Raw genomic sequence first — 26870 nt, forward strand, 5'->3', positions numbered from 1 at the left:
GCATTGTCGCCGCTCCGGGTCTTTTTTGCCGCAACGGGGTTAATCTGAAAGGACAGGCAATCGTCTGAGGAGGCGGTTCGATGTTCTTCCTAATTCTCATCTTCGGTCTGATCGTGCTCGGTGCCATCGGCCTCGGAAACAGTCTGAAGATCGTCAAACAGTACGAGCGCGGTGTCGTGTTCCGCCTGGGTCGAGTCACCGAGGAACCCAAGCGGCCCGGCATGACGGCCATCATCCCATTCGTGGACAAGCTGGAGAAGGTCAGCCTGCAGATCATCACCATGCCGATCCCCGCCCAGGAAGGCATCACCCGTGACAATGTCACCGTCCGGGTTGATGCGGTCATCTACTTCAAGGTCGTCGATCCCAGGCGTGCCATCGTCGATGTCGAGAACTACCAGCTCGCCGTCGGACAGGTGGCACAGACGTCTCTGCGCTCGATCATCGGCCAGAGCGATCTCGATGATCTGCTCACGAACCGAGAGCGGCTCAATCAGGGTCTGGCCATCATGATCGACAACCCTGCCGTGGACTGGGGTGTCCACATCGACCGAGTCGAGATCAAGGACGTGGCCCTGCCGGAGTCGATGAAGCGATCGATGTCGCGCCAGGCAGAGGCCGAACGTGAGCGTCGTTCACGCGTGATCATCGCCGACGGTGAGTTCCAGGCCTCGAACAAGCTCGCCCAGGCCGCAAGTGCGATGGCGGATACGCCCGCAGCTCTGCAGCTGCGTCTGCTCCAGACGATCGTCGAAGTCGCCTCCGAGAAGAATTCGACACTGGTTCTGCCCTTCCCGGTCGAGCTGCTTCGTTTCCTCGAGGGGAACACCCCGAAGCCGGCGTCAACCTCAGCCGAGGACGTCCCCGCGGGGACGTCGAGTGGCGAGCCCACCGGCGCGGCGACGAACTCCTCGCTGAGCGCCACCTTCGTGGCCAAGGACACAGAACATTCGTCGGACGATCTCAGCGGGATGGTCCGTGCCCTCTCCGATTCGATGAGGCTGAACGAGACGATGCACCTGCCCGCATCGATCAAGCTGCCTGGCATGGAAAACGACACGGCCACCTCGGGGAGCACAGCCGCGAACGACAAAAAGACGCCTGCATGATGTGCTGTGATCTGCTGTGCTCAGCGAGCTTCCATCCCGAGTGACTAGGCTTGAGTCATGGACTTGAAACGCACCAGCAGATCAGTCATCGTCAATGGCGTCATCGCGATTCTCGTCGGATTGCTGATGGTGGTTTGGCCTGGCACCAGCGCCGAGGTGGTCGTGCGCATCTTCGCCATCTGGCTGGCCGTCATCGCCGTTTCATCCTTCGTCCTGGCGCCGAAGGGCACACGTTCGGGAAGTCTGGTGGCTCGCTCCGTCCTGTTGATTCTGCTGGGCGCGCTCATCTTCTTCTCGCCCATGTTGTTCGCATCCTTCGTCACCATACTGACCGGATTCGCGGTCATCTTCTTCAGCTTCCTCGCAGTCACCGCCTCGCTGTTCATTCGCCGCATCGGGGTGCGCATGTGGTGGCTGTTGACGGCCATCGGCGTCGCCGGCATCATCCTCGGCGGATTCTTCCTCTTGGCCCCGGGTGCTGGCATCACCGCACTGATCTTCACCCTCGCGGGCTTCATCGTCGTCGTCGGCATCGGCCTGGTCACCCTCGGGTGGCGTCTGCGCAAGACCGCTCAGACGATTCGCCAGGATCCGCACCGCAGGCCGCCTGAGGATGGTGGCGGCGACGTCATCAGCGGCGAGATCATCGAATAGGTCTCGGCCACCTCGGCGAGTTCAGCCACTCGTCCCGGTTTCGGTCGAATTCGACTCGAACTCTGGATCAATGGCAAGGCTCCGTGCTAGCTTATTGACCATGGGAACATTAAATCGCAGCGCAACGACAGCGCTGAGCTTCTACATTCGCAATCGCCGCGCCTGACAGCGCGCTCGATTCACTTCCTGTGATCCACTGACCTCATCGAAGTCTCGGCGTCACCGGTCCATTGATGGACTGGTCGCCGCCGAACCGATCGAGCAGGATCTGTAGCAGCGCGTTGTCGACCCGGACAGACATCAGCATCCGGGGCGAAGCCGCAATTCTCTGACACACGTCTTTGCGCATTGCGCTGCCTTGGGTGCTCCCTTCTTCACTTCCGGAGCGCGCCCATGCGACCTCATTCATCATTCGGCGGCCGACACGAACTCGGCCAGAACTTCCTGCGTTCACCCTCAGCCCTCAACACGATCGCGAACCTCACCCGCGCCACCACCGGTTCCATTCTGGAGATCGGGCCCGGCACCGGTGCGGTGACTGCTCGGCTGTACCCGCTCGGCAGACCGCTCACGCTCGTGGAACTCGACGAAACGAGGATCAGTCACCTTGAACACTCATTCCCGCGCGCCCAGGTCAGACACGCAGATGTCCTGAGGTCCAGGCTCGACCAGCCCGTGATCGTCGGCAGCCTGCCCTTCCACCTGACCACACCCATTCTGCGCAGACTCCTGCGCGCCAGGAAATGGCAGAACGCCATTCTGCTCACCCAATGGGAAGTGGCCCGCAAACGCGCCGGCGTCGGCGGATCGACCATGATGACCGCCCAATGGGCACCGTGGTTCGACTTCCGACTCATCGAACGCGTACCTGCCCACGCCTTCACACCGAAGCCCAGCGTCGACGGCGGCATCCTCACCATCGATCGCCTGGCAAGCAGCCTCGTGCCGGACCGGCACAGGTCGGACTACCAACAATTCGTCCGCACGGCCTTCACCGGACGCGGACGTGGGATGAAAGGAATCCTTACGACAATGAACCTCACTGACCGCACCACGCTGCAATCGACCATGGACCGCAACGACGTCAGAGGAGACACCTTGCCACGGGACCTCAAACCAGAACAGTGGGCCGGACTGTATTCGGCCCTCGGCACGACCGAGACAAGTACTGCGAAGAACCCATCAGCTGCACAGAAGCAGAGCAGGAAATCACAGAAGAAGGGAAACACCATGCGAAACGACAAAGGACACAAGAGCCCCAGCGTCGCGGCCGGAACAGGAGAGATCCCCGTGATTGCCGAGAAGCCGGTGATCACGGGCGAGATTCCCATCGTCGGCGCCGACCAGGCGGCACAGAAGCTCGAGGCCCAGATACCGGGAGTCGACCCTGAGGCCAAGACGAAGAGCCACGATAAGGGACACCTGCAGGCCGAGCGCGGTTTCATGCCGCAGCACGGCAAGCCGTCCCAGCCCCAGCCGCGGTGGAATCTGCCACGGCGCCAAGGCTGACGACTGACAGTTGACGGTCCCACCACACGCGGGCACGAGCCAATCGTGCCCGCGTGTCCATCATCACAACCAGAATTCCGCTCGGCAGACATACTCACTGAGCTCGGATCAGATGGCGACTGCATACCATCTGACCTGGAACTTCACGTAAACACAAGATAAACTACGGCTATTGTGCACCTCCTGTTCGCCGGAGGGGCTGAGTGTGTTCATCTTCCATTCATCAACCCCTTAACCTTGCGGACATCCAGAGTGCGAATCATGGGAGACAGCTGGAAATACATCTCATGATCCTCGCTAGGAGACGCGCATGACCCAGGCTCTGGCACCAGAGACCTTCACACCGACGCAGACCGTCGGCCGCAGCAATGATCGTCGCTGGCACCTGGCCTTCGGCCTGCTGCTCGCGATCACTCTCATCGCCTTCACCTTGTGGTCATTCGGCTATGTCAGCCAGGGCGCACCGCGCATGGTGCTGATCACGACGGTCATCTTCGGTGCGTTCATGGCCTTCAACATCGGAGGCAACGATGTGGCGAACGCCTTCGGCACCTCGGTTGGTGCAGGCACCCTGACGATGAAGCAGGCGCTCCTTGTTGCGGCTGTCTTCGAGGTCAGCGGTGCGCTGCTGGCCGGCGGCGATGTCACTGACACCATCAAGAGCGGAATCGTCGACCTGGGTGCCGTCTCCCTCGACCCGATGGAGTTCGTCTACATCATGATGGCCGCCCTCCTCGGTGCGGCAGTGTGGCTGCTGATCGCCACTCGCATGGGCTGGCCGGTCTCGACCACGCACTCGATCATCGGCGGCATCATCGGCGCCTCCCTGACCATCGGCTTCGTCACCGGCACCGGAGGCTTCGCCATGGTGCAGTGGTCAGAGGTCGGCATGATCGCTATCTCGTGGGTCCTCTCCCCCGCGCTCGGCGCACTCGTCGCCTTCCTCATCTACGGGGCGATCAAGAAGTACGTCCTCGGCGATGCCCTGTCAAAGACCCTGAAACCCCACATGCTGGCTCCCACCGGCGAGAGCAGCCACGCTGCAGACGCCGGACTGGACCTTGAGCGCGATCCCGATACCACGGCTTCGGCCGATCAGTCGGTCGGTTCGCACTCCACACTCCAACGTTGGGTTCCGCTCATCGCCGCAGGCGGTGCCGTCATCCTCACCGCAATGCTCCTGTTCAAGGGCCTGAAGAATCTCGACGTTGCAGTCGGCGCCGTCGGAGGCACCCTCATCATGGCGATGATCGGCCTCGCCGTGTGGATGGCAGTATTCGTCTTCGCCAAGACCCTGCGCAAGCAGACAGTTCCCCGTGCGACCTACGTCCTCTTCTCCTGGATGCAGGTGTTCACCGCCTCGGCGTTCGCCTTCAGCCATGGCTCCAACGACATTGCGAACGCGATCGGGCCCTTCGCCGCAGTCCTCGACGTGCTCAAGACCGGCAACATCAGCTCCGAGGCATCCGTCCCCTTCGCCGCCATGCTCACCTGCGGGATCGCCCTCGTTGCCGGCCTCTGGTTCATCGGCCGCAAGGTCATCGCCACGGTCGGGACCAAACTCACGGAGATCCACCCTGCATCCGGCTTCGCCGCCGAGCTCGCTGCCGCGGCCGTCGTGATGGCAGCTTCAGTCAGCGGTCTGCCCGTCTCTTCCACCCATATCCTCATCGGTGCGATCATCGGCGTAGGTCTGGTCAACCGATCGGCGAACTGGAAGCTGATGAAGCCGATCGCCATGGCTTGGGTCATCACCCTGCCGGCCGCCGCGAGCATCGGTGCCATCAGCGTCCTCACCTTGCGTACGCTCTTCGGCTGACTCTCCGATAGTCGCCTCGGCGGCCTGCGCAGCGGGCAGCCGAGGCGACTGTCTCATTCACCGACCGGTGGGGTTATCGACACCGACGGTTCCGCTCCTGACATCCGTGTCAGCCTCTGCCGATAGAATCATTCACACGTTCACGAGTCGTGGCCATCGGTACCTGGCCGGCCACGCGGCAACCCGTCATCGACCGGGTGCCCCAGGGATAGAGCGGGTCAGCGCCACATGGCGTTGGCAAGATTCGATCCGGGCGCATGCTGCCCGAGAAACGAGTGTCACCGTGTCTCACGAGGCAGCGGAGCGCTGGCCGGGATTCTCCGAAACAGAAGCCCTCGAATGGAGCCGTGTAATCCTCCACCATTCTCCTGACCCCCTGCCAGCCAGCATCAAGGCTCAGATGTCGGCGGCGATCAGGAGAGGAACTCCGGTCGCGGCACCTGGTTGGGCTCGGACGGCCGATCAGGCACGCGACTGTGGTTTCACACCGATCCTCTACCACTCACTATTCGCAGTGCTCCATGCGATCGATCCGAATTCCTTCAGGTCGCATCCGCACCATCGCCAGGTCACCCACCGCAACCAGTTTCCGGGCGTCCCGTTCGAAGCCGAGCTCTGGCAAGAGTGGCCGCGGCTGGTGCTCAATGATGGTCCCTCACCGGGGACAGCGGCCGAACTGGTGCTCCTGTTCGCGACATCAACCTGATGCCTTCAGATACACCGCCGAGGCGACCGGACGGTCCACGTCTATGCGTTTCACGTCGCTCTGTCCTGCTCCGGACTGCTTCGATTCGAGAGGTTCGCTGAACACCGAAATCGAGACAGCTCCGCTGCCTTCTCTCTCGGTGACGTCGAGGCGTGCACCCGGGCGCACCCCCACCTCGGCGAGGTGGGCAAGGACTGAGGGATCCGCGTCCGAGACCCGGATGACCGTGTAGGACCCGGGGCCAGCCTCAGCGAGGAGGAGCGAGGAATCATGGGACTCGATCTTCCCGTCGGGGCCGGGGATCGGGTCCCCGTGAGGATCGGCCTGGGGACGGCCGAGGAACGCGTCGATGCGATCGACAAGCCGATCCGAGGCCGCATGTTCGAGGATCTCCGCCTCATCGTGGACCTCGTCCCAGCCATAGCCCAAGGATTCGACGAGGAACGTTTCGAGCAGGCGATGCCTGCGCACCATCGATAGCGCTATCGTCTCCCCCTTCGAGGTCAGCACCGGAGGGCGATAGGGCACGCGGACGATGAGCCCGAGCTCGTCGAGACGTTTGAGCACCTCGGTGACGTTGGCCTTGGTGGTGCCGAAGCGATTCGCCAGCTCGGTGGCAGTCATCGGTGTCCCGCCCCATTCCTGGGCCGACCAGATCGCCTTGAGATAGTCCTGGCTGACCTCGGACACTTCGCCTGCACGCATGCGCTCAGCGTAGCCGATGTGCCGGGACCGCCAACAGATTCGGTCCTCGTCTACAGTCGAGGGTGAGACCTGAGCAGACCCAGCGGAGAAGACGACGATGACCATGCACCTCGGCCGCACCATCACCACCGGCCCTGGCCAAAGCTCGGGCCCGAGTCTGACCTTCGGCTCAGGTCAAGTCCGGCTCTTGCGCCGACACGAGGGGTCGCGGATCTGGAACAACTTTCGCCTCCGGGAGAAGGTGCAGCCTGGAAGAATCACAGTATGAGGATGAGGACGCATAAGTTGAGCACGACCCTGGTCTATGGAGTGACGCTCGCACTATTCATGTTGGTCATCTTCTTCCTCACGAACGCCGGCATCGACCCCCGTGCCAATCGTATGGGGGATTTCGACCCCAAAGGCGCCGCGACGGTGTGCTTCGGCCTGCTTGGCCTCTATCACGCGATTGCGATCATCTTCTTCGACGAGGGTGACTCATCGAAGTCGGCCGCTGCGGCCGCCGACTCCCACCTCCCCAGGGCACCCGATTCGTACACCGGCTTCATCCGACAGTCCTGGTACAAGGTGCTGTCGGTCGGGCCCATCTTCGCGGTCTTCTGCACAGCCTCGGTGTTCATCTGGCATTCGTTTGCCGAATTCCCGGGAAGTCCGGGAACGGTGTGGGGTGACTACGCCACATCGCCAGCGCCTGCCCTCACCCTCTTCCTCCTGTGCTGGGCCAGCACGAATATCGGGTTCATTTTCGCCGCCATCGCCGAGGCGTTCAACCGTGATCGGTCCGGTCTCTTCATCACGGCAATGGTCATCATGTTCATCGTCGGCCTCGGCATCACTGTCGGTTTCATATTCCTCCCGGAGCAGTCGACCGGCGCGGCGCTGACGATGGCCGCACTCGCCCTGCCCTTGACCCTGCTCACCGTCATCGGTGCCCGCGCCTGGGCCATCGCCCGAGTGAATCGCTACGATGCGAGCCACCCCCGACTGAGTGCTCGGGAACGACGACGTTCGGAGCAGTTCGGCCCCGATCATCAGCGTCGGCCCACTCCAGGTCCGCCGCCGTTCGACATGCTCCGAGATGGGGAGCAGCTGCTCATGCACTTCAAGAGCGAGCGGACCCCGGAACCGCAGATGCTCATCGCCACGAATCAGAGGTTCGTCCGTGCCTCGGTCCTCGGATCCGATCGGACCTTCATTCTCGAACAGGCCAGTCCCGGGCAGCTCCTCGGCGCCAGTTCTGAGCGCGTGGGTCACGATCTGATGACCACTGCGCACTTCCGCGACCGCCAGGACATGCGCGTCGTCGGTGGAGATCCCGAGCAGTCCCGTGCCTTCGCCGAGGCGGTCACCCGTCTCGCACGAACCGGACAACTCCGCGGCTGAGAACAGCGCCTGGTCCTCGGCTGAGAGCCGGACCGTCACGGCGCCTCCTCACCGCCTATGCCCGGCGACGCGAGCTACCTGAAAGTAACGAACTCGCCCTGAAAGTAGGGGGCGGAGTCCCTGACAAAACACCGAGAGTCTACGATGGAGCGGTGCCTTTTGGGCCAATCCAGATTTTCCGACCGGAGGTAATGCGTGCAGGATCCCAACGACGAGAAGATGAAGCGGCCAATCGTCGAGCGTGAGCGCTTCGGCGGAACCGACAGACCTGCCCGAGACGTCGACCCCGAGAAGCGCCCTCCGATCTCCAGCACGGAGATGAGCCGCGGTCCCGCCGAGCTCACGGACGAGCGGGGATCCCGGGTCAACTGGAAGGTCTTCATCATCTCCTCGGCGGTGATCCTCGGCTTCTCGATCTGGGCGATGCTCATGCCCGACTTCGCGCAGTCGACGATGAAGTCGATCGTCGGCTGGATCGCCACCAACCTCGGCTGGTATTACGTCCTCACGGTCACCGTCGTCATCGCCTTCGTCCTCTGGGTCGCCCTGTCCAAGGAAGGTTCGGTCCGTCTGGGCCCGGATCATTCCCGCCCCCAATACAACCTCTTCACCTGGGTCGCAATGCTCTTCGCCGCCGGCGTGGGCATCGACATGCTCTTCTATTCGGTGACGGGGCCGATCACCCAGTTCCTGCAGCCGGTCAACGCCGATCCCGAGTCAGCGGCCGCCGCGCAGGACGCCGTGGTGTGGACGATGTTCCACTACGGCATCGCCGGCTGGTCGATGTACTCGCTGCTGGGCATGGCCATGGGCTACTTCGCCTACCGCTGGGGCATGCCCCTGTCGATCCGCGCTGTCCTCTACCCCTTGCTGGGCAAGCGGGTGCGCGGAGCCACGGGTGACGTCATCGACATCTTCGCGCTCGTCGGCACCGTCTTCGGCGTAGCCACCTCGATGGGCATCGGCGTCGTCCTGCTCAACGTCGGCTTCTCCGAACTCTTCGGTCTGCAGCAGGGCCTCGCCCTGCAGATCGCGCTGGTCATCGTCGCGGTCATCATGACGATCGCGGCCTGCACCTCCGGCGTCGACAAGGGCATCCGCCTGGTCTCCGAGCTCAACCTCTGGTCCTGTGCCGCGATGATGCTCTACATCCTCGTCACCGGCAAGACGGCCTTCCTGCTCAATGCATTGGTCGAGAACATCGGCCGCTTCATCTTCACTCTGCCAGAGCGCACCCTGTCCACGTTCGCCTATGTCGATGACGGCTCTGCCTGGATGGGCGCTTGGACGCTGTTCTTCTGGGCATTCTGGCTGGCTTGGGGACCCTTCGTCGGATTGTTCCTGGCCCGCATCTCCCGTGGACGCACACTGCGCGAGTTCGTCATCGCTGCGATCACCGCGCCCGTGATCTGCGACTTCATCATCGTCTCGATCTTCGGCAACTCCGCCCTCTCAGAGGTCTTCAGCGGCAATATGGACTTCGCTCAGCAGGCCATCGATTCACCCGAACAGGGCTGGTATGCCCTCCTCGACATGTTCCCGGGATCGACGTTCCTCATCGGCCTGGCCACGCTCTCCGGTCTGCTTTTCTACCTCACGAGTGCGAACTCGGGTGCGATGGTGATGTCGAACTTCAGCTCCACCATCCCCAACCCCGAGGAAGACGGAGCGAAATGGCTGCGGATCTTCTGGGCGGTCGTCACTGCTGTGCTGACCATCGCCATGCTCGTCGCGGGAGGGGTGACGACGATGGAATACGCGACCCTGATCTTCGCCCTGCCGGTGACGGTCATCGCCTACCTCGTCATGGCCTCCTTCTCGAAGGTGCTGCGCATGGAGCGAGCCGAACGAGAGGGCCGGACCCGCAGGCGCCGGACCACGGCTGCCCACGGTGGCAGGACTCCAGAGAAGACCTGGCGTCAGCGCCTCGCGACTCTGCGCTCCTACCCATCGAAGAAGTCGGTCGACAGGTTCGTCAACGAGGTGGTCGAACCCGCACTGGAAGCCGTGGCCGCCGAGTTCCGCGAACTCGAATACACGGTCGAGCTGACCCAGGAGACCGGCCCGGAGTCGGGGATCACGGAGTCCACGCTCATCGTCGACATGGGTCAGCAGCGCAACTTCCAGTATCAGATTGCCGCTGTCGAACACAATGTTCCCTCGTTCGGTGCACGCAATGCCCCGCGCGGCGATGACGTGTACTACCGGATCGAGGTGTTCACGCAGACCGGTTCCGAGGGCTATGACCTCATGGGTCTGAGCGGTCAGCAGATCATCGACGACGTCCTCGATCGCTACGAGAACCACCTGTCGTTCCTCGCCTACTCGCACGAGCACTCGTACCAGTCGGTCGTCACCCCGCCGACTCCCCCGGCCACGGATTCGGTTCCGGCGGTGCCTTCCTCGGCGGATGAGGTCGAGGAGGTCGGCGAAGCTGATCCGGAGCCGGCACTGGCCGACGACATCCGCTGACCCGCAGCCGGTGGCCGGTGGTGAGCATAGCCGAATGTGAACCGAGGCTGCCTCCGACACCGGGGGCAGCCTCGGCGCATTCATCGGGGTGTTGCACGATCGCGTCCTTGGCACCATAGTCGAGACAGGGATGTCGAGCGCCCTGCGAACGCATGAACCGGGAGGTGGTCGCCGTGGACATGACCGCGGTGCTGTCAGTCTTGTCAGCCGAGGACTACACGATCGCCCGCGAAGTGCTGCAGCGCGGCGTCGCGACTCTGTTCTTCATCGCCTTCCTCAGCGCCTGGAATCAGTTCCCCGCTCTGCTCGGTGAGCGCGGGCTGACCCCAGCACCACGGTTCATCGCACTCACCACCTCCGCTCAGGCACCGAGTCTGTTCCGGTGGAAGCACTTCACCTACACGGACCGCCGGCTGCGCCTCGTGTGCGGCACCGGCATGATCGCGGCGGTGACCGTCATCGTCGGCCTCCCCCAGGCCGGGCCCGCGTGGGCGACGATCCCGGTGTTCGGGCTGATGTGGTGGCTCTACTTCTCCATCTCGAGCATCGGGCAGCGCTTCTACGGCTTCGGCTGGGAATCGCTCCTGCTCGAGGCCGGATTCCTGGTCGGCTTCCTCGGCTCCCACGAGGTGGCCCCCTCGCTGCTGATGATCGTCTTCCTCCGCTGGTTCGTCGTCCGCGTCGAGTTCGGGGCGGGCATGATCAAGATGCGCGGGGACAGTTCCTGGCGTGACCTGTCCGCCATGGACTATCACCATCAGACCCAGCCGATGCCGGGCCCCTTCAGTCGCCGAGCCCACCTGATGCCCGGATGGTGGCATCGCGGTGAGACTCTTGGCAGCCATGTCATCCAGCTCATCGCACCGTGGCTGCTGTTCCTGCCCCAGCCCATTGCCTCCTTCGCCGCCGTCGCCATCATCATCTCGCAGCTCGCGCTCGTCATCACCGGCAACTATGCCTGGCTGAATTGGGCAACGATCCTCCTCGCCTTCGCCGGAATCAGCGACTCGTTCCTGGGCTGGATCATCGGCGGTCCGTGGCCCGGATGGGGCACGGCCGATTCTTCCGGCGCCGAGGTGGCTGATGCTTCCAGCGCTTTCCCACTGTGGTGGGCGACCCTCATCGCGGCCTTCGTCATCTGGCAGTGCGTGCTCAGCATCCCTGCTCTGCGCAACCTGTTCTCGCCGCATCAGAAGATGAATGCCAGCTTCAATCGGTGGGGGTTGGGCAACGCCTATGGCGCCTTCGGGTCGATGACCGAGTCCCGTGACGAGATCATCATCGAAGGCACCCTGGATCCCGATGCGACGATGGACTCGGGAGACTGGCGGCCCTATATGTTCAAGGGCAAACCCGGCGACGTGCATCGTCGCTCCCCGATCGTTGCGCCCTATCACCTGCGCCTGGACTGGCTGATGTGGTTCGCAGCCCTCGGTGACTACCGCCAGTCCTGGTTCTATGCACTGCTCGAGCGCATCGGTGACGGGGACGCTCAGATCCGAACGCAGCTGGGTCCTGACCCCTTCGACGGGCAGGCACCGGCCCTCATCCGGGTCCGGATCTTCACCTACCGCTACGCCACCGGTGAGGAACGACGGCAGGCACGGGAGGAAGGACAACCTCGGCCGTGGTGGGTGCGTTCGGATCCTCGCACCATGGTCGAGCCCACGGACCTGCGCGAGGGCTGAGGACGCTGCAGCACCATCGGACTGGGTTGCACATTTGCGCAGATGAGAAAGTTGCCACGGAGACCGGACGGACCTAAAGTTAACGTACATTAACTTTCCGATCCTGACTCAGGCTCGGGCACCAGTTTCCGAAGCAGGAGCCACCTTGCCCCACCCCAGCCATCCACATCTCAGCTGCCGCCACCGCAGTCGCCGCCATCTCTCCCGCACACTCACAGCCGCCATCGCGTCCGCCCTCACAGTCGCCATCGCGTCCGCCCTCACAGTCGGCCTCACCGCCTGCACAGCCGGCGATCCCTCGGCCGGGTCGGCGGACGGCGAGGGAGACAAGCCGGTCGTCCTCACCACCTTCACCGTGCTCGCCGACATCGCAGAGAACGTCGCCGGCGACCATCTCGACGTCGCGTCCATCACCAAGGCCGGCGCCGAGATCCATGGCTATGAACCGACCCCCGGAGACATTCGCAGAGCATCGCAGGCCGACCTCGTCCTCGACAACGGGCTCAACCTCGAACAGTGGTTCGAACAGTTCGTCGGCGACCTCGACGTTCCCCATGCTGTCGTCAGCGAAGGCATCGAGGAGCTCTCGATCACCGAGGATGCTTACGCCGGCAAACCCAATCCCCACGCCTGGATGAGTCCGCTCAACGTCCAGATCTACGCGGACAACATGGCCGAGGCCTTCAGCGACCTCGACCCCGTGCACGCCGACGACTTCACAGCCCAGGCGGAGGCCTACAAAGCCGAACTGCAGACGGTCCAGGACGAACTCGTGGAGGACCTGTCGGCTCTGCCGAAGCGACAGCGAGCACTCGTCACCTGCGAAGGCGCGTTCTCCTACCTCGCCAGAGACGCCGGCCTGAGTGAGAAGTACATCTGGCCGGTCAACGCCGAGGCACAGGCGACGCCCGGCCAGATCACCTCGGCGATCGAGTTCGTCGAGGACAAGGAGGTGCCCGCGGTGTTCTGCGAATCCACGGTCTCCGCGGCACCCATGAAGCAGGTCGTCGAGGCCACCGAGGCCGACTTCGGCGGCACCCTCTACGTCGATTCGCTCTCCGAAGCCGACGGCCCGGTTCCCAGTTACCTCGATCTCATCCGGCACGATTCCGCGGTGATCTCCGACGCCCTGACCGGGAAGAGCTCATGAGCGCCCCCGCCATCGCCGTCGCCGAGGTGACCGTCCACTATGGACAGGTCCTGGCCCTCGATCGAGCCGCCCTCACCCTCGAGACCGGGCGGATCTGCGGGCTCATCGGCATGAACGGGTCAGGCAAGTCGACCCTGTTCAAGACGATCATGGGACTGCTGGAACCCGACCAGGGACGCGTGCTGATCAATGGCGCATCCACGACGAGCGCACGCCGGTCGGGCATTCTCGGCTACGTGCCGCAGAGCGAGGATGTCGACTGGGACTTCCCGCTGTCGGTGCGGGAAGTCGTCACCATGGGTCGGTACGGGCATATGGGACCGCTGCGGATACGACGGAAGACCGACCGTGAGGCCGTCGACCGCGCCCTCGAACGCGTTGAACTCACCGAGTACGCCGACCGCCAGATCGGCCAGCTCTCCGGCGGTCAGAAGAAGCGGGCATTCGTCGCACGGGGCATTGCGCAGGGGGCCACGATCCTGCTCCTCGACGAGCCGTTCGCCGGTGTCGACAAGCGCACCGAGGCCACGATCACGCGACTGCTGCGAGAGCTCGCCGAGGACGGCGCCACGGTGCTCGTGTCCACCCATGACCTGCATGCGCTGCCGGACCTCGCCGACGAGGCGATCCTGCTCATGCGCAGGGTGCTGTTCCACGGCGACCCCCAGGAGGTGCTCCGGCCCGAGAACCTCGCCCTGGCCTTCGGGCTCGATGTGATGAACAGCGGTGATGGGGTATGAGCGCCATTCAGCTCGTGCTCGAGCCTCTCGGTTACGATTTCATGCTCCGCGCCCTGGCGACGACGCTGATCGCATCGATCGTCTGCGCCGCCCTCTCTTGCTGGCTGGTGCTCATCGGCTGGTCGCTCATGGGTGACGCTGTCTCCCATGCGGTGCTGCCCGGCGTCGTCCTCGCCTACGTCCTCGGTGCGCCGTTCGCCCTCGGGGCCGTGGTCTTCGGGTTCCTCGCCGTCGGCCTCATCGGTGCCGTGCGCGACACCAGTCGGATCAAGGAAGACGCAGCGATCGGCATCGTCTTCACGTCCCTGTTCGCGCTGGGTCTGGTCCTCATCTCCGTCACGCCTTCGCACACAGACCTCAATCACATCATCTTCGGCAACCTCCTCGGCGTCTCTTGGTCCGAGCTGCTCCAGGTGGCGATCCTCGGCGCCACCACTCTGACGGTGCTCGTGGCCAAGAACAGGGATTTCACGCTCTTCGCCTTCGATCCCACTCACGCTCATGCTCTGGGGCTCAATCCGAAGCTACTCGGTGCGACTCTGCTCGGCCTGCTCGCGCTCACCTCCGTCGTCGCGCTGCAGGCCGTCGGGGTGGTGCTCGTCGTCGCCATGCTCATCATCCCCGGCGCCACCGCATACCTTCTCACGGACCGCTTCCAGCGGATGCTGTTCATCGCGCCGGCGATCTCGATCGCCTGTGCGGTGGCCGGGCTCTATTCGAGCTACTACCTCGACACCGCCTCGGGCGGGATGGTCGTGCTCTCCCAAGGTGCGATCTTCGCGCTGGTCTACCTCTTCAGCCCCCGCCACGGGCTCATCGGACGCCGATTGTCTGCGCGGAGGAGACGTCGAGACCTCATCGGTGCAGACGCGGGCGCATGATGCGAGGGTGTCTTCGGCGCCACAAGGGCCCCCGATGTTCCGATCAGTCGACACCGAATGCCAGGAGCACGATGAGCACCACATTGAGGGCGATGATGAGCCCCGACGCGAAGACGGCGACGATCGTGATGATCCGTGAGTTCGCGTACTGGCCCATCACCGCCCGATTCATCGTGAGCCTGACCAGGGGAATCATCGCAAACGGGATGCCGAGGCTGAGGACGACTTGGCTGAGGACGAGCGACCAGGTCGGGTCTGCTCCGATTCCCAGGATGACGAGTGCCGGAATCATGGTCACCGCCCTCTGCCACACGATCGGGACGTTGATCCGCAGCAGTCCCTGCATGATCGAGGCCCCCGCATAGGACCCGACAGCGCTCGAGGCCAGGCCGGAGGCGAGCAGTCCGATGCCGAAGAACAGGCCCACAACCTCGCCGAGGTTGGCCGACACGACCGCGTGTGCACCCTCGATCGTGTCGGTCCCGTCCTGACCGCGCAGCGAGGCAGCGGCCAGCAGAAGCATGGCGATATTGACCGAGCCTGCGATGACGAGGGAGAGCACGACGTCCCACCGGCTGGCTCTGAGCAGCTGGGGAATCGATGCACGCGGTGCCGCGCCGTGCCGGTCGACGGACAGCGCCGAATGCAGGTAGATCGCGTGGGGCATCACGGTCGCACCCAACATGCTGGCGGCGAGGACCACCGAGTTCGTACCCTCAAGTCTGGGCACGATTCCACCTGCCGCTTGTCCCCAATTCACATCGCCGACGAACAGCCCTGCTAAAAAGCCAATGGCGATGATTGCGAGCAGGGTCATGATCACCGTTTCGAAGGGGCGCTGACCACGGGTGGACTGGATCGAGAGCAGAAACAGGGACACGACGCCGACGATGATTCCGCCCAGAAGCAGCGGCAGGTCGAAGAGGATCTTCAGGGCGATGGCACCACCGATCACCTCGGCGATGTCGGTGGCGATGGCCACGATCTCCGCCTGCCCCCAATATGCCAGTCGTGACCGGCGACTGAGCCTGTTCCCGAGGAGGCTGGGCAGCGACTGCCCGGAGACAAGACCAAGCTTCGACGACAGGTACTGCACGAGAACGGCGATGAGGTTGGCCGCTACGAGGACCCACACGAGCAGATATCCGTATTGGGCGCCCGCGCTGAGGTTCGCAGCGACGTTGCCGGGATCGACGTATGCGATCGCTGCGACGAAGGCCGGCCCCAAGAGGAAGAAGATGGAGACCTTCTTCGGTCGCGCCGCGGTGACTCCGGGGCTGCCGGTTATCGATGGATCGACGTTCATAAAGTTAAGGTACATTGACTTTCCCTCCCGGGCAACACCTCCGCATGGGACTGCGCTTCTGCACGGGACTGCGCTTCTGCATTCGACTGCCCCTGGTAACTGAACACAGAAAGGCCTACGATTCGACTATGCCAACTGAACATGTTCACTCACGTGCAGGTCGCCGGCTGAGGACCGAGGAGAAGATCATCTCTGCCGCCGCCGATCTGTTCCTCGAATTCGGCTACAAGACCACGACGGTCAGGGGCATCGCCAAACGCGCCGAGGTGTCCGTGGGCAGGGTGATGGCCGCCGGCGACAAGGACGTCCTCCTCGTTCGCTGCTACGACCGATGGATCGGCCAGCTCCAGTCCGGGACCTACACTCTCCCGGCTCGGGCACGTGCCCTCACGGAGGCGACGCAATCGGCGCGAACCGGCGCCAGGCCAGCGGCCACCTCGGCGGTGCAGAACCATCTGGTGGGGATCTTCCTGCCGTTCCTCGAATTCTTCGCCGCACACGAGGACCTGTCCCGGGACTACGCGGCCGCGCTGATGCGCGTGGTCGGCAAGCCTCAGGTGTTCGAGACCCTGGCTGCGGACCTGCAGGACAAACTGTCTTCAAGCCTGGTCTCAATCGGGATCAGCGAGGCATATGCCCAGGCCAGTGCCGTCGCCCTCTACGACTCCTACCTCGGCATCCTGTTCCGGTGGGCGGCCAGCGACATGAGTCTCAACGAAGCGACCGAGGCCCTCTCGGACAGCATCGCTTTCCACACCCAGCTGAGGCGGCCCATATGACGCCGCCTCCCAAAACACGGAGGTCAATATGACCTTGCTCCCCGACCCCTGGTGGCCGGTGGCGGTGATGGCCCTCATCGTCCTCGTCGACGGCTTCCTGACAATCTGGCCGCCGAAGGTCATCGCCGCCTGCCTTGACGGAGTCGGACTCCCGCGCGACTGGTGGTGGGTGCTTGCGGTGGTGAAGTTCCTCGCGGCAGCCGGGCTGGTCGCCGGCTTCTGGATTCCGGGCGTCGGCCTGGCTGCGGTCGCCGGCCTCATCGCCTACTTCCTCACCGCTGCCGCCGCCCATCTGCGTGCCGGCTACGTCTGCCGCGACTTCTGGGTCAACTGCCTGGGGCTGCTCGTACTCAACGTCCTCATCCTCGTCTTCTGCTTCCTCATCTGAGCCGCCGCTAGGACACCGCAGAATCGCCTCGGCGCCCGCGGCTGAGAACTTGTCTTCACCTGTGGAAGCGTGTGGCCCCTTGCGGTAGATTTCATTGTGGAGTTGCGTTCGATAACCGGCGATTTCTCGCACGCAACTCCACAATGACCGGCGCTTCGGCCCAACAATTGGCGCTTCGGCCGAACGACAGGCGCCGGAGCCGAGAGGTCGGCAGCGAGACGGAAGGATTGGCAGCGTGGCCGAATCTGCAGAGGATCGATACGCCCGGTGGTCGTGGATCCACGAGACCGCAGTGATGACCGGGTGGGATTTCGCCGCACTCGGCTCCCGCCTGACAGCCGACGAACCGCCCTGGGACTTTGAACTGACCTGTGCCAAGGCGATGGCGAGGTCAGCTGCCTGCCTCGACATGGGAACCGGGGGCGGCGAGCGCCTTCGTGATCTCGTCAGGCGCGTCAGTGCAGTCGGTGGCTTCCTCGGTCGCGAATCCGTTCTCCATGCCAGCGAGGGGTGGAAGCCGAATCTGGATGTGGCCACCTCGGCGCTGGCGGAATACGGCATCGAGGTCCGCGAGTACGACAGCGAGACCGGCGAGCCCATGCCGTGGCCCGATGATTGCTTCGATCTCGTGATGAACCGGCATGAGAGCTACGATCCAGCCGAGCTCGCTCGAGTCGTGAAGCCCGACGGAGGCTTCCTCACTCAGCAGGTCGACGGCACGGAAGCCTCCGAGTTCAGGCTCTGGTTCGGAGGCCGGCCGGAGACTCCCCAGAACCGGCTCGGACCGCGACTCAATGAGCTCGAGGAACATGGGTTCACCATCACCGATGCCGACGAGTGGACCGGCACGATGGAGTTCACCGACGTCGAGGCGGTCGTCGAATACCTCGCCTATTCCCCCTGGGATGTCCCGGGGTTCACCGTGGCCGACAACCTCGTCGCCCTCGACCGACTGGCGGCCCGCCGCTCTCCGATCGAGGTCACGCAGAGGCGCTTCCTCATCGTCGCCGAACGCTGACGCATCTGCCTCGGCAGATGGTCAGGTTTTCCCGACCTCGGTCACAGGTAAGCCGCATGGGCGGGCAGTGGTCGGCGTGGATAGTGTCGAAGACATGACCTCGCCGGACTTCATGTACCCTCAGCCCACCGATGACGAGTTGGCTGCTCAGCAGCCCTATACCGCGGCGCTGGGACTGGGAAGTCACGCGCACGACGCCGGTCACTCACCTGCTTCACCAGACTCCTCAGCTTCACTGAGATCACCGCGCGCACTGGGCACGGAGCTCGCCCACGACGAGGTCACGCCCACAGGAGCGAATCGCCCACGCCTCGGCAAGATCGCCCTTGTTCTCACCATCATCGCCGCTGGCCTGTCCCTGATCGCATCGATCATCCTCGGGGTCACCATCGGCCCGATGGAGAATGACAGCGGCTACTTCTTCGCCGACACTCCCAGCTGGTATCAGAACCTCGCGATCGCATTCTCCGGACTTCAGGTCCTGTGTGCCGCGCTCGGCGTCACCGGTCTCATCATGGGCATCGTCTCAGCCGTCACTGGCACCGCCAGGACTCAGGGAATCGTCGCCATTGCCATCGCCGTCCTGGCCCCGTTCATTTCATTCGGGATCTTCATGGTCCTCGCCTTCACCTTCGCCTGAGGCTATCGCGCGACGTCGTCGCGCAGCTTGTTCTCCATTCCGTCCGATATTCAGACTGACTCTTGACACGATCCGTGTCTCCAGGGACGATTAAACAAATCGATTTGGCCTCCAATGATGCTGGGCTTGATCATGATGCGTTTCCGAGGAGAGTCCCATGACCGCCGCACCCGAAGCAGCCGAAACCGTCCATCCCGTCGATCAGCTCCGACCGATGCACAGGCTCATCCCGTTCGCCATCCAGCACGTCCTGGTCATGGTGGCGACACCGATCTCCTCGGTCTTCCTCATCGCCGGCGCATTGGACCTCGACGAGGCTGCCACCTCGGCGATCTTAGCGGCAGTCTTCATCTTCTCCGGCCTCGGGTCGATACTCCAATCCGTCGGCGTGTGGAAGATCGGCGTCAAACTGCCCTTCGTCATGCTTCCCGGCGGCGCAGCCACGGTCCTGTTCATCACGATCGGTCAGGGCACCGACATCGAGACTGCCGTGGGTGCAGTCATCGGAGTCGCGATGGCCGCATTCGTCTCAGTTCTGCTCAACCTCCTCTTCCACCACACGGGCAAGCGCAACAGGCACCCGAAGTCTCGGACGGCAATCGACGATCCCAGCCATCTGGCTCAGCGCCCCGGTGACTACCGGATCTGATGTGGCGGTATGGCTCTGCTGATCTGATCAGGCTGGCCCGCTGAGACGATCAGGCGGGCCGGGAGGTCGATCAGGCAGGCCCGGAGGTCGATTCTCTGACAACGAGCGTCGGCGCGGACGCACTTGAGGCTTCCGACTCGGAACCACCATCGAGAATAGCTACGAGGCGTTCAACGGCCGCGCCCGAGATCTCGTCGAGTCCCAGGTCGACAGCGGTCAGCGGCGGTGTGCTCGTGCGGGCGCGCAGACCGTCGTACCTCGTGGCGATGAGCAGATCGTCTCCGACCGTCCGCCCCGCCTCGACTCCTGCTCGCACGGCGCCGGTGGCGAACGCGTCGATGGGAACGATCAGTCCGTCGACCTCCGGATGCTCAGCCAGCAGCCGGGTCGACGCGCGGTACCCGCCGTCCTCACCATCGCTTTCGTCCGCCTCGGCGATCAGAGGGGTGAAGCCGGTACGAGCGGCAGCAGTCTCATAGACCTCCCGTGCGGCAGCCTGCGATCTGCGCCGATCCGTACCCACGACGAGCGCCGGATGCTGCGCTCCGCGCTCGATGAGGTGCGTGACGAGGAGCTCGGCGGTCTCTTCATGGTGCAGGTCCACGGTGCGCCGACTCGCCGGCCCGTCGATTGCCACGAACGGAATCCCACGCCCGGTCAGTGCCGCGGCAATCGGGTCATCGGCGGCCGGCTCAAGGAGGATCGCACCGTCGATGTCGAGCCGGTCCACGGGATTGGCGTTGCCATCCGGCGGAGCCAGGACGAACACATAGCCTTCGAGCAGCGCTGTGCGTGCGCACCCCATCGCAAGCTCAGTGAAGAAGCCCAGCTGCGACGGCCCGGCAGACACGGCCGAGGGCATCGACGACAGCAGCGCAAGCGCTTGGGAGCGGCCGGACCGCAGACCTTGGGCACGGACGCTGGGCCGATAGTTCAGGCTGGCGGCGACCTCTTTGACCTTGTCCCGTGTCGCCGAGTTGACCTTGCCCAGACCGTTGAGTGCGTGGGACACGGTCGTACGCGAGACGCCGGCTTCGCGCGCCACATCGGCGATCGTGGCCCGGACCGGACGCGAAGAATCTCCCATGACCTCAGACTACTGGACGAGAGCTCATGACTGGATGATGACGATGGCGCCGGAGATGATCGCGAAGCCGAGGACGATGTAACGCAGCACCGGACCGTCGAGGCGGTGGTGGACGTATCTGCTGAGGAAGGATCCGATGGCTAAGAAGGGCAGCATGGCGGCGGTGAACAGCATCGTCGGCCCACTGACCTGACCGCTGACGGCCAGGACGATCAGGGAGATGACTTCCCCGACGAGGAAGCACACGGCCACCGTCGAGCGCAGTTCCGGGCCGGGACTGTGCTGGTAGGCCAGTGCGTAGGGGGGCCCGCCGATGCCAGTGGAGGTCTCGGTGACGCCGGTGATGAGTCCGACGATGGCCAGAACGGACTTGTTCGGAGTGAATTTCGGGGCGAGCAGTGCGATGACGGCGGCCACGAGCGTTGACCAGCCGATGAGCAGAGCGAGTTGGTGGAGGTTGACGATGACGAGGATCCACAGCCCGAAGAACGTGCCGGCGAAGCGGCCCACGCTGATCCATTTCACCCCGTGCCAGTGGATGTCGGATCGTTCCCTGGCCGCAACGTAGAAGTTCAGCGGGATCATCAGCACGAGCAGCATCACGGGGATGAGGCTCGGGTCGATGAAGCTGACGACGGGCGCCGTGATCATTGCGAAGCCCATGCCGGTCGAGCCCTGCACGAAGGCTGAGAGCAGCACGGTGATCGCGATGACGCTGAAGGCGAGGATCGAGAGGCCGAGGACCGTCACCGGCGGTGCTCGCTCATCCACGTGGCGCGATGTTCGCTCGCCGATGGATCGATGCGGGTGATCGGAGAATCGGCGACGACTCGATGGGAGACCTCGCGGGCACGCTCAAGGAAGGCACGTCCGTCCCAGTCGACGGGCCACCCCTTCTCGAGCCGGAGCCTGCCGTCGACGATCACGGCCTCGATCTGGTCGCGGTTGGCGATGCGCACGAGCTCCCAGGGCACATCCCAGGACGGTACGAATTCGGGAACCTCGAGGTCGATCACGAGTAGGTCCGCAAGTGCTCCGGGTGCGATCTCTCCGACCTGTCCGGTCAGGCCAACTGCGTCGGCTCCCCCGCGCAGCCCTTGTTCGAGCCAGGTCCAGCCGCCGCCGCTCGAGGAGTCTCCGACGGTGGTTCCGCCGGTCAGTCTCTGTGCTGTTTCGGCCGCATCGAGGAGACGGAAGGCGTCCGAGCGCGTACCGTCGGTGCCCAGTCCCACGCGCATCCCCAGTTCATGCATGAGCAGAGCGGGTGCGACCGCGTTGCCCTTCCAGGAACTCGCCACCGGATTGTAGGCCACGGCTCCTCCGCTCTCGGCCAGGAGTCGGATCTCGCGTGGAGTCAGGAGGGTGGCGTGCGCAGCCAGAAGTTCGGGACCCAGGGCGCCGAGGCGGGCCAGTCGTTCCAGCGGACGTTCCCCGTCGGCGATGAGGGATCGTTCGACTGCGGCGAGATGTTCGTTGAGGTGGGTCTGGAAGGGGACTCCTGCTTCGCGTGCCAGCTGCGTGACCGCGATCAGGGCTTCATCCGAGGCGACCTCGGGGATCGAGACCGCCAGCGAGGGGTGGACCAGAGGATCGGCGTCCCACCTGTTCAGGTGCCGTTCGGCGGCGGCGACCACCTCGGCGACCTCAGCGGTTCTCGTACCTCCGCCGAGGTCGTTGCAGATCACACCGAGTACGCAGCGCAGGCCGAGCTCGGCGGTGACATCGGAGATGGCAGAGACATCGACGCTTGCCCGGGTGCCGGCATCGGCGACCGTGGTGAAGCCGCCGCGCAGTGATTCCCACGCGGCCAGACGGGTGGCGACGTCGATGGCCTCGGCGTCCATGTTCGCCTCCATCGGCACCCAGACGCGCTGGAAGATCTCGGAGGGTTCACCGAAGACGAATGACTTTCCGAAGGACTGCGTGAGGTGATGATGCGCGTCGATGAAGCCCGGCATGAGCAGGCGCCCCGGCAGGTCGATGCGGGAGACATCGGCGGGGGCTTCAGCGGCTACCGATTCGAGAGATCCGACTGCGGCGATGCGACCGTGGGCAACGAGGACGCCATAGTTGGACTGCGGACCTTCGGGAAGGAGGACCTGTTCGGGAATGAGCAGCGTCGGGGCCTGATGCAGATTGCGCAGCTGGGTCATGTCATCCTTCGTCGTCACAGGGGCCTCTTCGACCCTGCACTTTCCTCTGGTCAACGATATCGCGCGGAGGTCTCCACCCGAGAAAGCCAAATCGATTTGGTCAGCTTCAGTCTACGGGTCGGCGCTGGGGTGCGTCAACGGCCCGAAAGTCTGTGGCCAGCGCGGCGTGCTGCCCTGGGGCGCGGCACTGGCCGAGACAGTAAAATAGGTTCATGCCCTCTTTGCCCCTCACCCCCACCTCGGCGGAAAACGGGCAATTGGACTGCCACTATTTCAACGACGGACTGTGCCGTTCCTGCACCTTCATCGAAACGCCCCACCGCGATCAGGCGGCGGACAAAGAGGCCTGGTGCCGCCAGGTGCTGGCCGCCCATTCCCCCGAAGTCTGGCTTCCGGCCGCTGTCGGCCCCGACCGCGATTTCCGCAATCGGGCGAAGCTCGCCGTGGGCGGTTCGGCCGGCGCAGTCACCTTGGGCATCCTGGATCAGGACTTCCACGGCGTCGACCTGCGCGAGTGCGGAATCCAAGCCCCGCAGATCCGCGCGATCATCCCGATCATCGGCCAGTTCCTCAACGATTCGCGCCTCGACCCCTATGACGTTCACGCTCGCCGAGGTGAGCTGAAGTTCGTCCACATCACCGCGGCCCCCTCTGGGGATCTGATGATCAGATTCGTCGTCCGCTCCCAGCACGGCCTCGACGTGCTGCGATCGCGGCGCGACCAGCTCATTGCGCTGATCCCGACGGCGACGGTCATCTCCGTCAACCTGCTGCCGGAGCACAAGGCCGTACTCGAAGGCAGTCAGGAAGTGATGCTGCTCGGTGGTTCTCTGCGCATGAACCTCGACCGGGTCGACCTGCACCTGCGTCCGCAGTCCTTCTTCCAGACCAACACTGACGTGGCGATCTGTCTCTACAACCAGGTAGCCGACTGGGTCGAGGAGATTGCGCCGACCTCACTGTGGGATCTGTACTGCGGCGTGGGTGGGTTCGCGTTGTACTGCGCGGGGGCGAGCGTTCAGCAGACTTCGCGCACGGTCACCGGTGTCGAACTGAGTGAGCAGGCCATCGAATCCGCGAAGATCAGCGCTGCCGAACTCGGCTTCGGCTCCCAGCCAGGTGCCACGGTCGAGTTCATCGCCGATGATGCCACTGAGTTCGCTGAGGCGAACCTGGCGACCGGCGAACGACCAGACTCCGTGATCGTCAACCCACCTCGGCGAGGGATCGGAGCCAGGCTGTCGGCCGCCTTGGAAACCTCCGGGGTCGAGCACATCGTCTACTCGAGCTGCAATCCGCTTACCCTTGCCAAGGATCTCGACCGGATGCCGAGCTACGCCGTCGTCCGGGCCCGGGTCTTCGACATGTTCCCGCATACGAAGCATCTCGAGGTCGCCGTGGTGCTGCGACGTCAGTGAACCGACGTCCGCGCACAGAGCACCTGCATTTGGCGTCAACGACTTCGCACAATCGGCCGGCGGCCAGCAACGGTTGGTAAGTTCTGGTCGATCCCGGTGCTTGGATCGACCAGGACTTACCAACCGTTACTCTGCGTCGAGGAGGAATTGCACACCGATGCAGCTGAGGAGGCGTGCGCGAATCGTCACGACAGCAGGCTCTGGCGGAATTGTTCGACGACGGTTGGGAGTGGACCGCGCTTGCGGTGGACGACAACTAAGGTGCGTTCGATGGCTGGGCTGATCGGCACGCTCTCGATGCCCTCGAACTTCACCAATGGAACGACCATCTCGGGCACGACGGAGACACCCAACCCGGCCGAAACCAGGCCGCCGACAGCCGGGATGCTGCGTGCTGTCTGCACGATGTCGACAGCCACATCGTGCTTGGCGAAGGCGTGGGTGACCAAGGGCCCGATGCTGGTCACGGCGTCGAAGCCGATGAACTTCTCGCGAGCGAAGTCAGTCCACACGAGTTCATCCCGCTGAGCGAGGCGGTGCCCAACGGGCATGATCGCCACCAACCGGTCTGAAGCAACTCCTTCGACCTCAAGCTCGGCCGGGATGCTTGAGTCGAGTGCCAGAATTCCCAGATCAACGGTTCCATTGAGGATCTTCTCGGCCACGTTCTCCTGCGGTTCGTCATGGATCTTCAGACCCACCTGCGGCAGGTCGCGGCGGAAGTCAGAGATCACGGAGGGAAGCAGCGTCGCCGTCACCGAGGGCAGGCATGCCACCCGCACCACCCCGTCATCACCATTCATGTGCCGTGAGATCCGGTCGAGCGCCTCATCGTAGGTGGCGACGGCCATCGAGGCATGAGCGGAGACCTCCTCGCCGAGGTGGGTCGGCACGACCGAGCGCGTACTGCGGTCGAAGAGTCTGCCGCCGATGCGCCGTTCGGCCTCGGCCAGCGCCCTGCTGACTGCGGGCTGAGAAATCTGCATGTCCTCGGCGGCAAGGGTGAAGCTCCGCAGTCGGTGCAGCGCCTCGATCGTGCGCAGGTGGTACATCGCCAGATTGATAACCATAGGTCATCAGTGTAGAGCGAATCGGTATTGGACGCGCCTCTCAATGACCCTGGATCATAGAAGATGATCTCTGAGAAAGGAATCAAAGGTGCTTTCACTCATTGGATACGTATCAATGCTGGTGATTCTCGCTCTGCTGCTCTGGCAGAAGGTCTCACCCATCGTTGCCCTTGCCGGAGTCCCGATCGTCGCGGCTCTCATCGCAGGCAACTCGCCGTCCCAGGTCAGCGAATTCGCGTTGGCCGGCATCACCAGCGTCGCCAGTGTCGTCGTGATGTTCGTATTCGCGATCGTCTTCTTCGGAATACTGCGCCACGTCGGCTTCTTCGATCCCGTCATCGATCGGATCATCCGCCTCGGCGGTTCTTCGCCGAAGACCGTGGCCGTGGCCACGACCCTCCTGGCCAGCGTGGCTCACCTCGACGGCGCCGGTGCGACGACGTTCCTCATCACCATTCCGGCCATGCTGCCGATCTACCAACGTCTGGGCATGAGCCGCCTGACACTGACAGCATGTGTGGGTCTCGGCGCCGGTGCCATGAACATGCTCCCCTGGGGTGGACCGACCGCGCGTGCCGCAGCCACCGTCGGCGTCGAGGCGAACGAGGTGTGGACACCGCTGATCCCCGCTCAGATCGTCGGAGTCATCGCCGCACTCGGAGTCGCCTGGTTCCTCGGCAGCCGCGAAGCCAAGCGCATCGCCAAGGGAAAGCCCTCCGAATTCGCCGAGGCTGTCCACGCCCATGATGCCAACCAGAACACACGTTCTTCCGGTGCTGACCACAATGGGGCAAGGACCACCTCGGTGATGGTGGACGCCGATGCCCACGGCACAGCCGTTGATGGCGCTGACAGCACTGCTGCCACCGATGACTCCCCCGAAAAGGACCACCGCAACATTCCGCTGTGGGTCAACGGTCTCATCCTGCTTGCGACCCTCGTCGTGCTGATGTCGGGCATCGTCTCGCCGGCCATCGCGTTCCTCGTGGCCACGATCCTCGCGCTCATCATCAACTTCCGCGGTCTGGAGAATCAGTCCCGGCAGTTCGACATCAGTGCGAAGTCGGCCATGCTTATGGCCAGCACACTCTTGGCCGCCGGCGTCCTCCTCGGCGTCCTCGATGAAAGCGGAATGATCGAGTCGATGGCCGATTCCGCGGTCCAGGTCCTGCCGGCCGGGATCATGCCGATCCTGCCCATCGTCGTCGCGGTGCTGGGCGTGCCCATGAGCCTGTTCTTCGGCCCCGACGCCTACTACTTCGGCGTCCTGCCCGTCCTGTCTGCGGTGGGATCGAACTACGGCATCGACCCGGTCGTCCTCGCCCAGGCTTCGGTCATCGGGCAGGAGACTCTCGGGTTCCCCATCAGCCCGCTGACCGGTGCGTTCTACCTGTTGGTCGGGTTGGCGAACGTACCGATCGGCAAGCACATCCTCGGCCTCATCGGCTGGGCCTGGCTGGTCAGTATCATCGTCCTCATCGCTGCAATCGTGATCGGAGTGATTCCCCTGTGGGTAGCTTGAACCTGTCGAGCCCGTCCGGTCTCT

At 63.9% G+C, this 26870-nt stretch carries 23 protein-coding genes, 1 pseudogene and 1 riboswitch; of the genes and pseudogenes, 18 read left to right on the top strand and 6 right to left on the bottom strand.

Going from position 1 to position 26870, the window contains the following annotated elements; all coding sequences use genetic code 11:
* Window positions 1-80: 80 nt before the first annotated feature.
* The 5 genes and pseudogenes from HX613_RS15890 to HX613_RS15910 all read left to right on the top strand — a co-directional run bounded on the left by HX613_RS15890 (window position 81) and on the right by HX613_RS15910 (window position 5797).
* Window positions 81-1109 carry a slipin family protein gene (locus HX613_RS15890; RefSeq protein ID WP_235346203.1) on the top strand — a complete coding sequence of 343 codons (1029 nt, stop codon included), beginning with the start codon at window positions 81-83 and terminating at the stop codon, window positions 1107-1109.
* A 57-nt stretch (window positions 1110-1166) separates the two neighbouring features.
* A complete protein-coding gene (locus HX613_RS15895) occupies window positions 1167-1763 on the top strand; it encodes an HdeD family acid-resistance protein (RefSeq protein WP_235346204.1) in 597 nt (198 codons plus the stop codon).
* 393 nt (window positions 1764-2156) lie between these two features.
* A pseudogene (gene erm / locus HX613_RS15900) lies at window positions 2157-2915 on the top strand (23S ribosomal RNA methyltransferase Erm); the annotation flags it as partial.
* Between the two features lie 667 nt (window positions 2916-3582).
* Window positions 3583-5091, top strand: coding sequence for an inorganic phosphate transporter (locus HX613_RS15905; RefSeq protein WP_235346206.1), 1509 nt, complete (start codon window positions 3583-3585; stop codon window positions 5089-5091).
* Window positions 5092-5229: 138 nt separating this feature from the next.
* Window positions 5230-5341, top strand: a riboswitch (SAM riboswitch).
* A 33-nt stretch (window positions 5342-5374) separates the two neighbouring features.
* Window positions 5375-5797, top strand: coding sequence for a hypothetical protein (locus HX613_RS15910; protein ID WP_235346207.1), 423 nt, complete (start codon window positions 5375-5377; stop codon window positions 5795-5797).
* Here the strand turns inward: HX613_RS15910 and HX613_RS15915 are convergent.
* A complete protein-coding gene (locus HX613_RS15915; RefSeq protein WP_235346208.1) occupies window positions 5789-6502 on the bottom strand; it encodes a metal-dependent transcriptional regulator in 714 nt (237 codons plus the stop codon). The genes HX613_RS15910 and HX613_RS15915 overlap by 9 nt on opposite strands.
* Before the next feature lie 285 nt (window positions 6503-6787).
* On the opposite strand from HX613_RS15915, the gene HX613_RS15920 reads away from it, so the two are divergent.
* From HX613_RS15920 to HX613_RS15945, 6 genes are all read left to right on the top strand, one after another.
* Window positions 6788-7885, top strand: coding sequence for a hypothetical protein (locus tag HX613_RS15920; protein WP_235346209.1), 1098 nt, complete (start codon window positions 6788-6790; stop codon window positions 7883-7885).
* A 219-nt stretch (window positions 7886-8104) separates the two neighbouring features.
* Entirely contained in the window at window positions 8105-10357 is a 2253-nt protein-coding gene (gene betT / locus HX613_RS15925) for a choline BCCT transporter BetT (protein ID WP_235346399.1), read from the top strand.
* A gap of 179 nt (window positions 10358-10536) precedes the next feature.
* A complete protein-coding gene (locus HX613_RS15930) occupies window positions 10537-12045 on the top strand; it encodes a lipase maturation factor family protein (protein ID WP_235346400.1) in 1509 nt (502 codons plus the stop codon).
* Between the two features lie 223 nt (window positions 12046-12268).
* A complete protein-coding gene (locus HX613_RS15935; protein ID WP_442862612.1) occupies window positions 12269-13195 on the top strand; it encodes a metal ABC transporter substrate-binding protein in 927 nt (308 codons plus the stop codon).
* Entirely contained in the window at window positions 13192-13935 is a 744-nt protein-coding gene (locus tag HX613_RS15940) for a metal ABC transporter ATP-binding protein (protein ID WP_235346210.1), read from the top strand. The genes HX613_RS15935 and HX613_RS15940 overlap by 4 nt, the downstream gene beginning before the upstream one ends.
* On the top strand, window positions 13932-14816 hold the full coding sequence (locus HX613_RS15945) for a metal ABC transporter permease (RefSeq protein WP_235346211.1): 885 nt from the start codon (window positions 13932-13934) through the stop codon (window positions 14814-14816). The genes HX613_RS15940 and HX613_RS15945 overlap by 4 nt, the downstream gene beginning before the upstream one ends.
* A gap of 43 nt (window positions 14817-14859) precedes the next feature.
* Here the strand turns inward: HX613_RS15945 and HX613_RS15950 are convergent, their stop codons facing one another.
* Window positions 14860-16122, bottom strand: a complete 1263-nt coding sequence (locus HX613_RS15950) for an Nramp family divalent metal transporter (protein WP_235346212.1) — start codon at window positions 16120-16122, stop codon at window positions 14860-14862.
* A gap of 128 nt (window positions 16123-16250) precedes the next feature.
* Here HX613_RS15950 and HX613_RS15955 point away from each other — a divergent pair, with 128 nt between their 5' ends.
* The 5 genes from HX613_RS15955 to HX613_RS15975 all read left to right on the top strand — a co-directional run bounded on the left by HX613_RS15955 (window position 16251) and on the right by HX613_RS15975 (window position 19596).
* Window positions 16251-16901 carry a TetR/AcrR family transcriptional regulator gene (locus tag HX613_RS15955; RefSeq protein WP_235346213.1) on the top strand — a complete coding sequence of 217 codons (651 nt, stop codon included), beginning with the start codon at window positions 16251-16253 and terminating at the stop codon, window positions 16899-16901.
* A gap of 28 nt (window positions 16902-16929) precedes the next feature.
* On the top strand, window positions 16930-17289 hold the full coding sequence (locus HX613_RS15960; protein WP_235346214.1) for a DoxX family protein: 360 nt from the start codon (window positions 16930-16932) through the stop codon (window positions 17287-17289).
* Between the two features lie 235 nt (window positions 17290-17524).
* Window positions 17525-18307, top strand: coding sequence for a class I SAM-dependent methyltransferase (locus HX613_RS15965; protein ID WP_235346215.1), 783 nt, complete (start codon window positions 17525-17527; stop codon window positions 18305-18307).
* Window positions 18308-18401: 94 nt separating this feature from the next.
* Window positions 18402-18947 (top strand): hypothetical protein, encoded by a 546-nt coding sequence (locus HX613_RS15970; RefSeq protein ID WP_235346216.1) that lies wholly within the window; start codon window positions 18402-18404, stop codon window positions 18945-18947.
* Window positions 18948-19104: 157 nt separating this feature from the next.
* The gene (locus HX613_RS15975; RefSeq protein WP_235346217.1) at window positions 19105-19596 is read left to right on the top strand and encodes a solute carrier family 23 protein; all 492 of its coding nucleotides are present in this window, start codon (window positions 19105-19107) and stop codon (window positions 19594-19596) included.
* Window positions 19597-19666: 70 nt separating this feature from the next.
* Here the strand turns inward: HX613_RS15975 and HX613_RS15980 are convergent, their stop codons facing one another.
* Genes HX613_RS15980 through HX613_RS15990 form a run of 3 tightly spaced genes read right to left on the bottom strand, consistent with a single transcriptional unit; the run spans window position 19667 to window position 22854 of the window.
* A complete protein-coding gene (locus HX613_RS15980) occupies window positions 19667-20683 on the bottom strand; it encodes a LacI family DNA-binding transcriptional regulator (protein ID WP_235346218.1) in 1017 nt (338 codons plus the stop codon).
* A gap of 24 nt (window positions 20684-20707) precedes the next feature.
* Entirely contained in the window at window positions 20708-21454 is a 747-nt protein-coding gene (locus HX613_RS15985) for a sulfite exporter TauE/SafE family protein (protein WP_235346219.1), read from the bottom strand.
* Entirely contained in the window at window positions 21430-22854 is a 1425-nt protein-coding gene (locus tag HX613_RS15990; RefSeq protein WP_235346220.1) for an amidohydrolase family protein, read from the bottom strand. Before HX613_RS15990 ends, HX613_RS15985 begins: the two co-directional genes overlap by 25 nt.
* A gap of 194 nt (window positions 22855-23048) precedes the next feature.
* Here HX613_RS15990 and HX613_RS15995 point away from each other — a divergent pair, with 194 nt between their 5' ends.
* A complete protein-coding gene (locus HX613_RS15995; protein ID WP_235346221.1) occupies window positions 23049-24254 on the top strand; it encodes a methyltransferase domain-containing protein in 1206 nt (401 codons plus the stop codon).
* A gap of 185 nt (window positions 24255-24439) precedes the next feature.
* Here the strand turns inward: HX613_RS15995 and HX613_RS16000 are convergent, their stop codons facing one another.
* Window positions 24440-25324 carry a LysR family transcriptional regulator gene (locus tag HX613_RS16000; RefSeq protein ID WP_235346222.1) on the bottom strand — a complete coding sequence of 295 codons (885 nt, stop codon included), beginning with the start codon at window positions 25322-25324 and terminating at the stop codon, window positions 24440-24442.
* A gap of 88 nt (window positions 25325-25412) precedes the next feature.
* On the opposite strand from HX613_RS16000, the gene HX613_RS16005 reads away from it, so the two are divergent.
* The gene (locus HX613_RS16005; RefSeq protein ID WP_235346223.1) at window positions 25413-26846 is read left to right on the top strand and encodes a CitMHS family transporter; all 1434 of its coding nucleotides are present in this window, start codon (window positions 25413-25415) and stop codon (window positions 26844-26846) included.
* Window positions 26847-26870: the final 24 nt, after the last annotated feature.

The organism is Brevibacterium sp. UCMA 11754, assembly GCF_021532275.1.
Taxonomy (GTDB): domain Bacteria; phylum Actinomycetota; class Actinomycetes; order Actinomycetales; family Brevibacteriaceae; genus Brevibacterium.